Here is a 14219-nt window from a genome sequence, read left to right on the forward strand (position 1 = left end):
TATTTGAAGCCTCTTACTTTAATGCCACAATCGTGGCTTGTCGATAGAAATCCTTTTCTCGTCGAAAAGAACAAAATATTGTGTCGCAAATTGTACAAAAACAGTTTGAATCATTAATCTGCTTTTCTAAGATTCCAATTTTATACAAATTCTTTTTATTAAAATCAATCAAATCAAAAAATATTTTTTTATCTCGATTTATAAGAAACTTTTCAATGCTTAATGTTTTATTTTTTTCTATAAAATCTTGCTGCACTTCATAACAACAATTTTTTGCAGCGGGACCAAAATAAATTTGTAAATCGTTTAACTGCGTACCAAATTGTTTCCGCATCTGCTGAATAGCTATTGCATTTGCATTCAAAACAGAACCTTTCCATCCAGAGTGAACTACCGCCACAACTTTATTTTTTTTATCCAAAATTACAACAGGCAAGCAATCTGCCGTCAAAACACCAATCGCTATATTCCTTTGATTTGTAATTATTATATCACCATCAATTTTTCGAAAATTTATCGAAGTTTCAAAAATAAAATTTTCATCAATAATCGTAAAATCTATTCCATGTGTTTGATTTAAAAACAAAAGCTTTTTTGCATTAACCTCTGTCATCAATTGTTCAAGAAGAAGGGGCAACTTTTTGTCTGCCCCTTCTATATTTATTTGAAATTCATTATCACCAAAATATATTTCTGCAAAATCTAAATCTAAAAGCATTTCACCTTTCAACCAAGCTCCATTTTATCATTATTTTTCTTACGCAAAAAAGTTGGAGTATCTATATCATCCATATCAAGCATGTCAATTTCTTCAACTGCTGATGTCATCTGTATCTCTTTATTTTCAATAACAGCAGGTTGCGAAACTTCCTCTAATTTATCATGATGTTTGATAAATTCCATAGCAATATCTGATTTTGGGGCGTGTACTTTTTCTTGCACTGGAGATGCAATTTTTATAGAAGATAAAGTCTCTTTTTCTACAAATGTATCTACCCCTGTTGCTATAATTGTAACCAAAACCTCATCGCCCATAGAATCATCAATGACTGAACCTAAAATAATATTTGCATCTTCGCTCGCTCTGTCATAAATAACATTTGCTGCATCATGGATCTCTTGCAAAGACAAATTAGAACTTCCAGTAATATTTATAAGTACACCTTTAGCTCCGTCTACACTTATTCCTTCAAGAAGAGGCGAGCTAATTGCGTCAAGGGCTGCTTTTGTGGCTCTATCTTCGCCACTGCATCTGCCCGTTCCCATGATAGCCATTCCCATTCCCTTCATGATCGCTTTTATATCTGCAAAATCCACATTTATATGTCCTGATTTTACAATTATATCTGCTACGCATTTTACGGCTTGCGTTAAAACGTCGTTAACCATCGCAAAAGCATTTAGCATGGAAATAGATGAATCAACCAAAGAAAGTAATTTTTGATTTGGGATCACAAGCATCGTATCAACTTCTTTTTTCAATTCTTCAATAGCAGCCTCTGCTTGTTTCATTCTGCGTTTACCCTCGAAAACAAAAGGTTTCGTCACAACGGCTACAGTCAAAACACCAAGTTCTTTTGCAGCCTTTGCAATCACAGGAGTTGCGCCAGTTCCGGTACCACCACCCATTCCTGCTGTTAAAAATAAAATATCAGAATTTGAAATTTGCTTAACAATATTTTCGATATCTTCTTCGGCCGATCTACGACCAATGTCAGGATTTGCACCTGCGCCAAGACCTTTTGTAACTTTGGCTCCTATCTGAATTTTGTTTTCCACCGGCGAATTGTTCAATGCTTGAGCATCTGTATTTGCAATAATAAAATCCACATTTTCCAAATCACTTTCAACCATATAATTTACAGCATTTCCGCCGCCACCACCAACTCCAAGAACCTTTATTTTAGCTCTTGGAATATTTTGTTCCTCTACGTGTAGTTCTATCACAATCCTCTCCTCTTTTTAAAATCGATCAAAAAAGATCGTAAATCCAAGATTTCATCCGTTTAAAAACTTTAGAAGCCCCTTTTTCATTCATGCTTTTTGCAAGTGTCAAATCTTTATCTTTTGATGCATACAAAAGCAACCCGTATCCGGTTGAATAAATAGGACTCTTTAATAAATCTGGAACGAATTCTAAACCAGAAGTTTTTATATTATTTTGAGGAAATCCAATTCGAACAGGCATTCCAAACATATTTTCTGCAAGTTCCTTCATGCCTGAAAGCATACTTCCACCGCCTGTCAAAACTAAACCAAATGGCATAAATCTTTTAAGATTAAATTTGATAATTTCATCAAAAATAAATTCCAACATTTCCTCAGCGCGAGGCATCAAAATATCACAAATGTCTGTAGTTTTTATCTGTTTAACAAGATCAGGCCCTACATCAACTTTTATTGCATTATCTATTAACCCTAAAACATTTTTATAACTTACTGCTCCGTATTTTCTTTTTATAAATTCAGCAGTTTCAAGAGGAATTCTAAAAGCTATAGCTAAATCTCGAGTAAAATGATTTCCTGCAACAGGAACAACCTTGGAATGTAAAATTTTACCATCTTTATAAATTGCAAAATCACTAGTTCCAGCTCCGATATCAACCATTCCAACACCGAGCTCTCGCTCGTCTTCGCTCAAAGTTGCATCTGCCGATGCTATAGTTTCTAAAACAATATCTTCGACAGAGATTCCTGCGTCTTCACAACATTTTATCAAGTTGCTTGCAGAAGAAATGGAACCTGTAATTATATGCACCTGCGCTTCGAGTCTAATGCCTTTCATGCCCATAGAATCTTTTATAAGTTCTTGTCCATCAATTTTAAAATATTGAGGCAAAATATGAAGAATTTCACGATCTTGCGGAATAGCCACAGCCTTAGCTGCATCAATCACTCTGTCAATATCATATTGCGACACATCACCATGTTTTATTGCAACAACACCTTGAGAATTTATTGCTTGAATATGTCCACCAGAAATTCCGACAACCGCAGAATCGACTTTTATTCCCGCCATATTTTCCGCAGATTCAACAGCTTTTTTTATTGATTTAATTGTTGAATTTATATCAACAACAACACCCTTTTTTAAACCGACAGATGGATGCTGGCCTATCCCCAATATTTCAATATTTCCATTGTGATCTAAACCTGCAATCAAAACACAAATTTTAGAAGTTCCAACATCAATACCAACCCAATGTTTATTTAATAATTTTTTTCTCATCACAACCTCCCCCTACTAAACAGATCTGCTCACCAAAATTCTATTATCAAACCTAAGATCAAAAGCCAACTTTTTGGTGCCACTTTTTAAGCTTTTTTTTAGCAATTTTCTATTTTCTACATCTTGGTAAATATCTTCAAGTTTGGTCAGCTTTGTTTTATCAAAAACAGCCTTTTCATCTACAATAATTTCAAACTTTTTTACGATCCCAGATAGCTTAATAAAAGTCGGCTTTTCATAATTAATAGTGTACTCTTCCCAAATCGGTGATGGAATCTTTTGCAAAAACTGATAAAAACATTCAGGAATTTCACCTTTGCAATATTTTGGAGAAACAGTTAATTCTTTAAGTTTTGAATTATCAAACTGTTCAAAATATTCTTTTGGAAAAACTTTACAATTTTCTGCAATAATAAAATTTTGATTAACAACGAACTTAGGTAGACAACCGCAAATTTCTATTTTTGCAACTTTATGCAAATCCAAATCCCAATTTAGACTTTTAAAAACAGGAATTTTTTCACTCAATAACTTACTAAAAGCATCAGGATTAAATTCATCTTTTTTTTGATTATCTAAATATACTGTAAAAAGATCTTCTGCATCCTTTTTAAATTTTGAAGAATAAAAATCTTTGATCTCAAATTGAATCTCCGCGGGGGTTGCTACTTTAAAATAAACTTTTTTAAATAAACAAAAACATCTATACGAAAGAAGCGTAAGAAGCGATAACAAAATTAACCTTGAAAAAATATTTTTCATAATTTCTACCAAATTTTAAAGAAAAATAAATGACATTTTATCAAGGATAAAATAAAAAAATAAATGAATATATTGCAATATATTATGAAAATAAAAATTTAAAATAGAAAAAAGTTATCTCATATTATTTCATTTTGTTAAAAATATTAAACATCAAAATACCGGCTGCGACTGATGCATTAAATGAAACATCGGCACGGCTTTGAGGCAAAGTTATCAAAGAACCGCTTTTTTGCGCTTCTTTAGATATTCCAACCTCTTCATTACCAATTACCAAACAAGCTGGCTTTTTATATTCAACTTCAAGAGCATTTTTACCATTTTGCAAAACAGCTAAATATAAATTATATCCTGCATTTTTTATCTCATTTACAGCGAAATTGATTGAAGGTGCAAAATAAATATCAAGATACTCTGCAAGCCCAGCAGATGTTTTATATACAGCAGGAGTTAATTCCGCGCCACCTTTTCTACATAAAACAACACTTGTGATTCCAACACAATAAGCAGAACGTAAAATGGCTCCCAAATTTCTAACATCTTGGATAGCATCAAGAAGTAAAATGAAAGGTCTTTCTTTTGGATTGAACATTTTAGAAGCAAATCGAGCTGGAGTAGTAAGCGCTATGATTCCATTATGATCATCACTTCCAGCCATTCTAGTTAACGCATCTTTAGAAATATATTGAATGTTTGGAATAGATTGAGGCAAATATTTTTTTATTCGCTCCCAAGATTTTGGAAGAGGTTTTGTTGTGTAAATTGAGATCAGTTTGCGTTTTTTTGCTTTTAACATTTCACCAATAGCATGAGGCCCGTAGATTAAATCATATTTTGGTTTTTTAGATTCAGTTTTTGACATAAGTCTCCTAAATTAATAATAAAAAAGCGGGCGTACTAAAATAGATAAACCCGCTTTTTTTATTTAAAACGTTACTGTATTATTTTTTTCAATTTTAGAAAATAAATCAAAATGACTTATGTTCTCATTTACTTCATTTTCAGATTTGAAAACTCTAGTTTGATGTTCCGTTCGTCTACCTTTGTTCCACGAGGAAACGGGTACAAAATAACCAATAATGCGAGTATAATTATTTATTATTTCAGCTCCACAAATAGAACAAACTTTGGAGTTTCCACTTACAGTAACATGTTTGTTTGTACATACAGCAAAATTATAATTTACAGCAAAGTGTTCACATCCAGACTTAACAGCATACAATATTAACTTTTTCATTTGATCAACAGAGGTTAATTTTTCACCAACATTGATGTGAGAAATTCCACCGCCGGTCAAACTTTTTGACATACAACCATCAATTGCTATTCTGTCGGCAATATCACAATCAACTGATAGTGGAATAAATTGGTTTGAATAAATTTTGTAGTTCATTCCATAAAGATAAGCATCTTTGATTGCAAATTTTATAGCCAAACTTTCAGCAGGAACCTGTTCGATGTTGAAAGGAACTTTGAACTGTTTATTTGATTCAAGCGAAAAATTTCTAATATCTTCAAGCAAAAATTTTGCAAGATCTTTACCCTTTTGTGTCAAAAGAGAATATCCTAAAAGTTCTAAACTTTCATAAACTCCGTTAATTCCAAATGTACTAAACAACCTTTCTTCGAAAACAATTCCCCTTTTAACAAAATTAATCATACCCTTATCAATTCTGTCTTTAAGTAATCTTCGATGTGAAAGAAGTATATCCCGCGCTTCTTCCATTTTTTTTCTAGATAAAAATACAAGTTCATCAAAGGTTTTTGCTATGAAACCAAGACGGGCCAAGTTTACAGTAACAACTCTATGAGAACCCAAGGAAAGACCTCCGTTTCCAAAGCTATCGCAACCCGCTAAATCAAAATCATTTACCAAACGACAGCAGCTTGCAACTTTATTGCCTGAAGATATGTAAATATTAAAACAACCTTTTTCCAAATTTATCTGAGAAAAATATTCGAAAGATTTTTGATCTAAAATTTGACGATCTTCACTAATGCGCAGATTTAAAGTAACAACAGGAAATCTATAAGGTAAACCTGATGTTGGATCTCCTTTTTTGAACCAATCACAGAATATTTTCTGTAATCCTTCTATCAAATCAAAATCTGGAGCAGAGCCATCTGGAAAACGTGATTCTCCAAAAAGATATTCTAAGTTTGGTCTATCAAATATTGAAATGTTTGAAAATGGGGACTGAAAAGATGGTCTTAGCTTTTTATTTAATGTGTGAACAAGTGATTGAAAATCATTTTCTATAGATTTTCTTGCAACAGGATCAGATAAATCTAAACCTTCTCTTTTTACAAAGTAGGAATAATTAATAAATATATCTCCAATGGCAACAGCTCCTGCAAGTTCTTGTGCAAGTTCTATGGTAACCTCTTTTACCTGATCAAGAAAAGATTTTCTATTATGTGCAGGTAAAGACTCTAACTGTCCCCAACGGCATCCTTGTGATAACATAAAATATGTCGAATATGCCCAACAATAAGGAATTTCTATTGATGTACTATCATGAAAATATAAATCTCCATTTAAAATAGAAGTCAAAAGCTCTTTAGCTCTTTCTTGCGAATAATCTTTTTTTAACTGTTCATACAGGCGGTAATAGCCTAATAATTTTAACCACCCCTTAGAAATTTCCATGATATAATTTCCATAAGCTTTACCTTCATGCGCATTAGCATTACTGTCGATTGACATATCAACTAGTTGCTCATTTGCATACTTGTCTGCCATAGAAAAAACATCTAAATTTTCAACAGCAATACCTTCTTCTTTTAGCAAAAATTTATCTGTACTGTTATAAAGTTCCAAAAAATCTGGTGATACACTTTTCAAAATGTTATGCAACTCCATGATCCATTTTCCTTTCTAAAAACTCTTTGATTTTTTGATGCTGGAAACCTACCTTCTACAAACTCTTCAGTTTTAAAAGGCCCACAAACTATAAAATCTAATTCTTTAACCAGCTCCCCTGGTAACACTTCAAACTCCCTCCCTGTGTAAAGTGCTTTTTTAAAACTCTTCTCTTTTTTACAAAATTCGATCAAAAATCCCATTTGATCAGTTGGCTCCCCTCCTAAAAAAACAAGATATTCTGCTAGTGGATTTCCTTGAACCTTACTAAGCAAATCCTCAAGCAAAACATCTTCTCCGCTAGATTGCTCCCACAAAACCTTATTTTGGCATCCTTTGCACCGGATGGAACAACCAGCAAAATAAACGGCTACAGAAATTTTATCTGGAACATCAATGAAAGATGTGCAAACTTTTGCGATCTTAGCTTTCATAAAAAGCTCCCTTTAGTTTAAAGACTTTTTTCATTTTTTTTAGTTTTATTTTTAAAATTTTTTAGCTATGAGGATGCTATTTTAAATGTTTTTTCCCACATCCTGCAAGATAATATTTTTATTATTTATTGAGCCAAAAGCGACAAAATTTATTAGCAGCTCAATCAGCAAGCATTTAGAAATTTTGTTTTAACTTGAAATAAATTTTTACACGTTTTTTGGGTTCAAAAAATTTTGAATAAATTTCGCACTAACAAATTTTTTAACCGCTTCAAAAAACATTTTGACTTATTCGATCTTTTTATTTAAGATTCAACTTATCTTGAAATTTTTATTCTCCAAAATTTGGCCCTATAAATGTTTAGGGCGAATAGCTCAGCTGGTTAGAGCATCTGCCTTACAAGCAGGGGGTCACAGGTTCGAATCCTGTTTCGCCCACCAAATTTAAAGTTTATTCCTCGATAGCTCAGTTGGTAGAGCAAACGACTGTTAATCGTTGGGTCGCAGGTTCGAATCCTGCTCGAGGAGCCATTTTTTTGGGGCTGTAGCTCAGTTTGGTTAGAGCGTCCGCCTGTCACGCGGAAGGTCGCGAGTTCGAGTCTCGTCAGCCCCGCCATAAAATTAAATGAGAATATTGATATAAAAAGAAGCTAAAACATAGCTTCTTTTTTTGTTTTATAATTATAAGAAAATAAGGAAATATATGTTCAAAAATAAAGTTCTTTTAGTAGCATTTTTTAGTTTTTTAACAGTTTTTAATTTACACGCAGAACATAAATATGTTGTAAAAGGCAATAAAGTTATTGTTTATAATTTTTTACCTGAAAATACATTTGATTTTCAAGAAATAGTTTTAATTCCTATAGATTCAGAAAGTGATGATTGGGAAGCTGAAACCGAATATGTTTTTGCTAAAATAATAAGAAAAGAAAAAGCAACAACATACCTTGTAAGATTTATCCGAAACTCCGCATCAGATATTGTCGAAGAATTGGAAATAGCCACATGTAATATTGGTAAATACAAACACACAAAACAATCAATGAAACTTCGTCGAAATCATTTACCAAGGTAAATAAATTTAAAAAACAATTAGTTTATTTAAAAAAAAGAGGAGATTTAAATCTCCTCTTTTTTTTATGTTTTCCAGGAATTTTAAATAAAATTTCGTGTTTTTTGCCAAATTTGTATCGCTAATCTTCATTTTTTACCAATTTAGGGGCATTTTACGCAGCTTCTTTTTCAAGGTATAATAAATACAATTTGAATAATCATTTAACTAGTTAGAGAAATCTAATTTAAAATAATAAATATTAAAAAACGAAAGTTAATTTATGTTACCTAAATTTAAATTGATAGCATTATTGCTGACTTCAATTATAGTCCCCCAAATAAAAACATCTACAGACAATCCCTTAATGCCTTCATTAAAAAAAGCAGATCACGCTCTGCAAAGACAAAGTTTTTTAAAATCATTAAAAGCAAGAAGGGATATAAATCGGTCTTTGCAATCGCGACGTTGCGTATCAACACCTCCCTTATCTCAAGGTATTGACGCAAGGCAAACGTATGAATTTTATCCAGTTTCACAACAAGATGAGATTGATTCCAGAGAGATCGCAGCAGCAATAGCAGCCAGCGAAATAAAAGCTTCGCAGGAAGTTACTTCTCCATCTAGCGAATCAGCTCCTCAGTCTTAAAAAAACAAGAATAAATAGAAACGTTTAATTAATTAATTAACAAGGAAATATATGTTTAAAAAAATAATTTTACTTACAACAGGAATATTAAGTTTAATATCAGCAAACAAAAACTTAATGGCAAAAGAATCTCCCTTCAGACATAGACAAGAAATAATAGAACAGGAACAAAACGCAGAAACTATTCAACGCAATGCTTTAATAAACCTTCTAGCCCATGCAATATTTCTACATGAAAGAGAAATGGGGCATGTAATCGATTCAGCTATGTTAATTCGTATAGCAAATATGAATCACATTTCGCCCCTAGATTTAACAGCGGCTATTAATCAATTTAGAACTAGACATCTTGATCCAAGATACTCAGAAGATAGACAAAATAATTCATAAAAATATGCTTCATTGATAAAAACACAAAATTAAAATAAATTAAGCCAGTTTTATTCGTAAAACTGGCTTAATTTATTACCATCAATTTGTATCTTCAAAACATTAATAAACCAAAACCTTTGGAACATTATTTCATGGATAACGATAAAAAATTTTTTGCAGAAATTGTCGCAAGTTCCCTTGCAAATTATACCGCACAATGTTGGCAATGGGACAATTTACCATCCTTTGGGTCTTTAGTTTTAGTCGAAACAAATGAACAAATAAATTTTGGAGTTGTAACGCAAATTCAAACAGGATCACTAGATGCTTCTCGATATCCCTTTGCTTATCAAAAAACAGAAGAAGCGCTCAAAGTAGAGCAACCTCAGATTTTTGAACTTCTAAAAACAACATTTCAAGTACAATTAATAGGTTTTTTAGACAGGACAGAATCTCCACAAATTCTTTATTACCAACTTCCAATCAAACCTTGCAAAATTCACTCTTTTGTTGCTTTTGCATCAGACCGTTTAACTTTAGATTTTTATTCTCGTCCCGATTTTTTGTACATACTTTTTGGGTTTGAACAAGAAATTCCAAACCTCGATGAACTCTTGCTTACAATCTTAAAACAATTATCAAAGCATAAAATTTTAACTCCAGAGTACATTGATAAATTTTATGAAACTTTATCTTTGCTTACAGGAAATGATTATAAAAGATTAAAGCTATTTTTAAGACGCGCTCAATACCTTTTAAATATTTAAAAATAAGGAATAATCTATCCCTGCTGAAATTTTAATTTTATCTATGTTATAATTTCCTTTTGTTATTAAATTTATTAAATAAAAAAGAGATCTTTATGTTTAATTTTATAAAAGAAAAATTCAAAAAAATTTATAGTTCTTTCACAGAAAAAGCCATTTCACTTTTTTCACGTGATACAATCGATGAAAGCTTTCTAAAAGAGCTTGAAATCTTATTAATATCCTCTGATGTTGGAGTTGCTACAACTAATAAAATAATGGAGCAACTAAAACAAGATCTAAAAAAACAAAAAATTAAAACGGTTGCTGAAATCAAAGTAGAACTCGAAAATCAACTGCTTTTACATCTCAAAGAACATTCCAATTCGCAAGAAACTCCCAAAGTTTTACTTCTTGTCGGTATTAACGGTAGTGGTAAAACTACATTTGCATCTAAATTTGCTCATCAATTAAAAGAAGAGGGCAAAAAAGTATTGCTTGTAGCAGGGGACACATTTAGAGCTGCAGCAACAGAGCAGCTTACACAGTGGGCAAAAAAAATAAACGTGGATGTTTTTGCAGGCAAAGAAAACCAAGATCCTGCATCATTGATTTTTGATGCATGTGGCAAATTCGTTGAAGAAAAATATGATCATATCATCATCGATACAGCAGGAAGACTCCAGACAAAAGTAAACTTGATGAAAGAGTTAGAAAAAATAAAAAAAATAATTAATAAAAAATTACCTAATGAGCAAATAAACTCTTGGCTTGTAATCGACGCGATGCTCGGTCAAAATTCATTTCAACAAGCTAAAATTTTTCATGAATCTACAAACATTGATGGAATAATCCTCACAAAACTTGATGGAACAGGAAAGGGTGGAATAATATTCTCAATAACAAAAGAATTCAAACTTCCCATTTTGTATATTTCTTTTGGCGAAAAGCTTGAAGATGTTAAAAGTTTTAACCCTGAGGAATATGTAAAAAACCTTTTTGGAGAATAAATGGAAATAAAAGTTTTAGATCTTATAAAAAAAATAAGCAGCCAATTAATAATGATTTGTAAAAACGAAACACTTGCAACTCAAGAAGCATGGTGGCTCCTTGAAAAACTTTTAGAAAAAACTCAAACACAACTTTTAGTGCAAGAAAAAGTAATTCTACACAAATCCCAAAATGAAATTTTACAAAAATGGGTAGAGCGTCGATTGAAAGATAAAGAACCAATTCAATACATTTTAGGCTCCGTCCCATTTTGTAGTGTGCAAATCCAAGTTGCTCCTCCAGTTTTAATTCCACGTCCAGAAACCGAAGAATGGACAAGCTGGATAATCGAAAAATTAAAAACTATAAAAGATAAAAATTTAACAATTTTAGATTTGTGTTGCGGAAGTGGATGCATTGCTCTTGCTATTGCAAAAGAATTTCCAAATTTCAAAATATTCGGCAGCGATATCAACCCAAAAGCAATAGAACTTTCAATAAAAAATAAAATTTATAATAAAACTGAAAATGCAGAATTTGTTCAATCTAATCTTTTCGAATATTTCAAAAATAAAAATATAAAATTCGATCTCATAGTCAGCAACCCTCCTTATATTTCTCAAACAGAATGGGCCACTTTAAGCGAAGAAGTTAAAACATGGGAAGATATCAATGCGCTAGTTGCTCCAGAAAATGGCCTAGAAATCTACAAAAAAATAGCAAAAGAAGCTATTTACTATTTGAAAACAGAATCAAAGCTAAAATCTAAATTAATCCCGCAATTGATAGTTGAAATTGGGCAAAATCAAGGAATAAGTGTAAAAAACATTTTTATTAATACGAAGGCATCTGTTTCGGTTCATAAAGATATCGAAGACAAAGACCGCTGGATAAGTGTAAGTTTTCCTTAAATAAAGGCTTTTTTCAAGTTTAATTGACACAAAAACCTTCTCCTTTAACCTAAAAAAGTAACTTTAATTATTCTTAGGGTGGGGACTTTTATGAAATTAAATTTTAAATTAGCATTTATTTTTGCAGTATCAGTTGCGCCTATATTAAAAGGTCAACTTTCTTTGGACCATGCAAATTTTGTAAATCAAAATAGACTTCCACAAGAAACATTATCAAAAGCAGACAAAATTTTTGCACAAAAAGAATTGCTTATGGAGTTAACAAGCAAAGCTAAAGAATTTAGCAATTCAAATTTAAATTTTTCGCCCAAAAATTCTTTGCTCAAGGAAGAACTTCTCAAATTAAAAATCATAAAAACAAAAAATGTTCACGATCATATTCAGATAATCTGCAGACACTCAGATTTGCCTGGATTTATTTTAAAAATGGCATTATCAACTTCCACAAACGCTTCCGCAAACAATAGAAATATTAGTCGCGTCGTAGGTGTAAATTTAATTTCTGATTATATAAAAAGAAAAAATTTTAAACATGTTATGGTTCCCAAAAAGTATTTATATCATTTGCCAACCCATAGCGAAGATCTAAATGATGACAACTATGTGGTATTTGCAGAAGAGCTACAAATATTATCGGATGGTGAAAGCGAAACACTTTTTAGCCAAATAGACAGACATGCACTAAAAGAACTAAAAGAAATAATCAAAAAATTCGGATATAAAGATTTTTCATTTGATAATATTCGCATTACATCAAACGGTGGTAAAATAACAATCATCGATACAGAACAATTCAAAGGGTTTGATACAAGCGATACAACAAAATGGAATAATTCTCCATTCTTACAAAAAATTGATGGTTTAATGGGCGCAGCTAAAATGGATATGTATTTAGCAAAAGATACAAAAGAAAATCCAGCTACTCCGTCCGAGCATCCGAGCATTCCCAAACCTAATGTTGCCAAAGTTCTTACAAAATTATTTTCGCCTGGTTGGCTATAATTTAAAACAAAATTTATTTTCTAGTTTTTTTTATTGTGTTAAAATCCAAGCATCTAAAAATACCCTAATTTAAAAGGACTTTAATATGCACAATAAAAATTTATTAGTTATCTCTTTATCTTGTTTATTAACTTCAAATTTGTTATCAAGCGATAAAAAACAGAATTTTAATTTTTCTCCTTTTCCAGATCCAGATAATACCTCATCATCCCTTAGCTATGATGTCGGAGACCTCAATGATGACAGACTAAACGATTTTGATTATCAAGATTTTTTAGGATTTAATTTAACACAAGAAGAATTATTAAACATTCGATGGGAAAATACCCGTAAAAATTTTAAGCTAAATCAAATAATTGCAGCTAGAAGCCGTCATCTTGAAGTTAAACCTAACGGAAAGCCTTTTATTGAGGTGCGATTTCGTTTTGGTAAAATTATAAGCCTAATGGAAGAGAATGTTATAGTTACGCTAGATAAAAAAAAACAAATTTTATTAGAATTACCCTATTCCGATATAGGTATAATAAAGCAAAATAGGAGAATTTAATGTTAAAAAAATATTTATTTTTAATATCATTAACTTTTGGAATATTTAATTTAAACTGTGAAATTGAAAAAATTTCGATCCAATTAAAACATTTAAAATGTCATCATTGCTATAAATTACTCGCAAACGAATTATTAAAAATGGAATCTGTCAGAGCAGTAAATATTGACGATCAACATTCTTCTCTTTCTTTAGAATTGAATAAAAAAACTAATTTTAATTTAAGTTCACTAAAAAATATTATAGAAACCTCTTCTGATTACAAGCTCGTAAAAACAGAAATCATTGCTACAGGATGGATTATTCAAGAAGGTAACTTTTTAGCTTTTAGCGTGAAAAACAGTTTGCAAAAAATATATCTTGCAGAAGTTTTGCCTCCGCAAAATAAAAAAGAAGAAAATACTAAAGATGTAACACAAAAAGTTAAAAATGTTGGCAAAAAAGCATGGAGTGCAACTTCATCATACGTTCAAAGTTTTACCGCTGAAGCAAAATTTGAAGAAGCTGTAAAAAAATATTCGCAAAATCATGTTCTTTTAGAGTTAACAGGTTTAATAACAGAAGATGCAAAAGGCAAAATTTGGTTAACAAATAAAAAACATGCGCAGTTAAAAGATGTCGCTGCGGAAAAATCAAAAAAACTAAGTTTAGCTTTTAGATAAA

The 14219-nt window shown here is 31.3% G+C and carries 16 protein-coding genes and 3 tRNA genes; 12 read left to right on the forward strand and 7 right to left on the reverse strand.

Annotated elements, in window-relative coordinates; translation table 11 throughout:
- Window positions 1–13 precede the first annotated feature (13 nt).
- The 7 genes from pgeF to DEA20_02300 form a co-directional block, all read right to left on the reverse strand.
- Complete coding sequence (gene pgeF / locus DEA20_02270) at window positions 14–730, reverse strand: peptidoglycan editing factor PgeF (GenBank protein HBS48003.1); 717 nt, start codon at window positions 728–730, stop codon at window positions 14–16.
- A complete protein-coding gene (locus tag DEA20_02275) occupies window positions 727–1944 on the reverse strand; it encodes a cell division protein FtsZ (protein HBS48004.1) in 1218 nt (405 codons plus the stop codon). The genes pgeF and DEA20_02275 overlap by 4 nt, the downstream gene beginning before the upstream one ends.
- A gap of 28 nt (window positions 1945–1972) precedes the next feature.
- On the reverse strand, window positions 1973–3229 hold the full coding sequence (gene ftsA, locus DEA20_02280; GenBank protein HBS48005.1) for a cell division protein FtsA: 1257 nt from the start codon (window positions 3227–3229) through the stop codon (window positions 1973–1975).
- A gap of 15 nt (window positions 3230–3244) precedes the next feature.
- Window positions 3245–3991, reverse strand: coding sequence for a hypothetical protein (locus tag DEA20_02285; protein HBS48006.1), 747 nt, complete (start codon window positions 3989–3991; stop codon window positions 3245–3247).
- Window positions 3992–4115: 124 nt separating this feature from the next.
- A complete protein-coding gene (locus DEA20_02290; GenBank protein HBS48007.1) occupies window positions 4116–4853 on the reverse strand; it encodes a hypothetical protein in 738 nt (245 codons plus the stop codon).
- Between the two features lie 63 nt (window positions 4854–4916).
- Window positions 4917–6854: an anaerobic ribonucleoside-triphosphate reductase gene (locus DEA20_02295; GenBank protein ID HBS48008.1), complete on the reverse strand. Its 1938-nt coding sequence runs from the start codon at window positions 6852–6854 to the stop codon at window positions 4917–4919.
- Window positions 6833–7288: a hypothetical protein gene (locus DEA20_02300; GenBank protein ID HBS48009.1), complete on the reverse strand. Its 456-nt coding sequence runs from the start codon at window positions 7286–7288 to the stop codon at window positions 6833–6835. The genes DEA20_02295 and DEA20_02300 overlap by 22 nt, the downstream gene beginning before the upstream one ends.
- A 364-nt stretch (window positions 7289–7652) precedes the next feature.
- Between DEA20_02300 and DEA20_02305 the strand changes: the two genes are divergently transcribed.
- The 12 genes from DEA20_02305 (at window position 7653) to DEA20_02360 (ending at window position 14218) form a co-directional block, all read left to right on the forward strand.
- A tRNA-Val gene (locus DEA20_02305) sits at window positions 7653–7729 on the forward strand.
- Between the two features lie 14 nt (window positions 7730–7743).
- Window positions 7744–7819, forward strand: a tRNA-Asn gene (locus DEA20_02310).
- A 7-nt stretch (window positions 7820–7826) separates the two neighbouring features.
- Window positions 7827–7904 (forward strand) — tRNA-Asp (locus DEA20_02315).
- 87 nt (window positions 7905–7991) lie between these two features.
- Complete coding sequence (locus DEA20_02320; GenBank protein HBS48010.1) at window positions 7992–8363, forward strand: hypothetical protein; 372 nt, start codon at window positions 7992–7994, stop codon at window positions 8361–8363.
- A gap of 259 nt (window positions 8364–8622) precedes the next feature.
- The gene (locus DEA20_02325; protein ID HBS48011.1) at window positions 8623–8988 is read left to right on the forward strand and encodes a hypothetical protein; all 366 of its coding nucleotides are present in this window, start codon (window positions 8623–8625) and stop codon (window positions 8986–8988) included.
- A gap of 51 nt (window positions 8989–9039) precedes the next feature.
- On the forward strand, window positions 9040–9378 hold the full coding sequence (locus DEA20_02330; protein ID HBS48012.1) for a hypothetical protein: 339 nt from the start codon (window positions 9040–9042) through the stop codon (window positions 9376–9378).
- Window positions 9379–9512: 134 nt separating this feature from the next.
- Window positions 9513–10127: a hypothetical protein gene (locus DEA20_02335; protein HBS48013.1), complete on the forward strand. Its 615-nt coding sequence runs from the start codon at window positions 9513–9515 to the stop codon at window positions 10125–10127.
- A 95-nt stretch (window positions 10128–10222) separates the two neighbouring features.
- Window positions 10223–11116: a signal recognition particle-docking protein FtsY gene (locus tag DEA20_02340; GenBank protein HBS48014.1), complete on the forward strand. Its 894-nt coding sequence runs from the start codon at window positions 10223–10225 to the stop codon at window positions 11114–11116.
- Window positions 11117–12007 carry a peptide chain release factor N(5)-glutamine methyltransferase gene (gene prmC, locus DEA20_02345; protein ID HBS48015.1) on the forward strand — a complete coding sequence of 297 codons (891 nt, stop codon included), beginning with the start codon at window positions 11117–11119 and terminating at the stop codon, window positions 12005–12007.
- 90 nt (window positions 12008–12097) lie between these two features.
- Window positions 12098–13009 carry a hypothetical protein gene (locus DEA20_02350; protein ID HBS48016.1) on the forward strand — a complete coding sequence of 304 codons (912 nt, stop codon included), beginning with the start codon at window positions 12098–12100 and terminating at the stop codon, window positions 13007–13009.
- 85 nt (window positions 13010–13094) lie between these two features.
- Window positions 13095–13556 (forward strand): hypothetical protein, encoded by a 462-nt coding sequence (locus DEA20_02355; protein HBS48017.1) that lies wholly within the window; start codon window positions 13095–13097, stop codon window positions 13554–13556.
- Window positions 13556–14218 carry a hypothetical protein gene (locus DEA20_02360; GenBank protein ID HBS48018.1) on the forward strand — a complete coding sequence of 221 codons (663 nt, stop codon included), beginning with the start codon at window positions 13556–13558 and terminating at the stop codon, window positions 14216–14218. Before DEA20_02355 ends, DEA20_02360 begins: the two co-directional genes overlap by 1 nt.
- Window position 14219: the final 1 nt, after the last annotated feature.

The organism is Candidatus Dependentiae bacterium, assembly GCA_003511165.1.
Taxonomy (GTDB): domain Bacteria; phylum Babelota; class Babeliae; order Babelales; family UBA12411; genus UBA12411.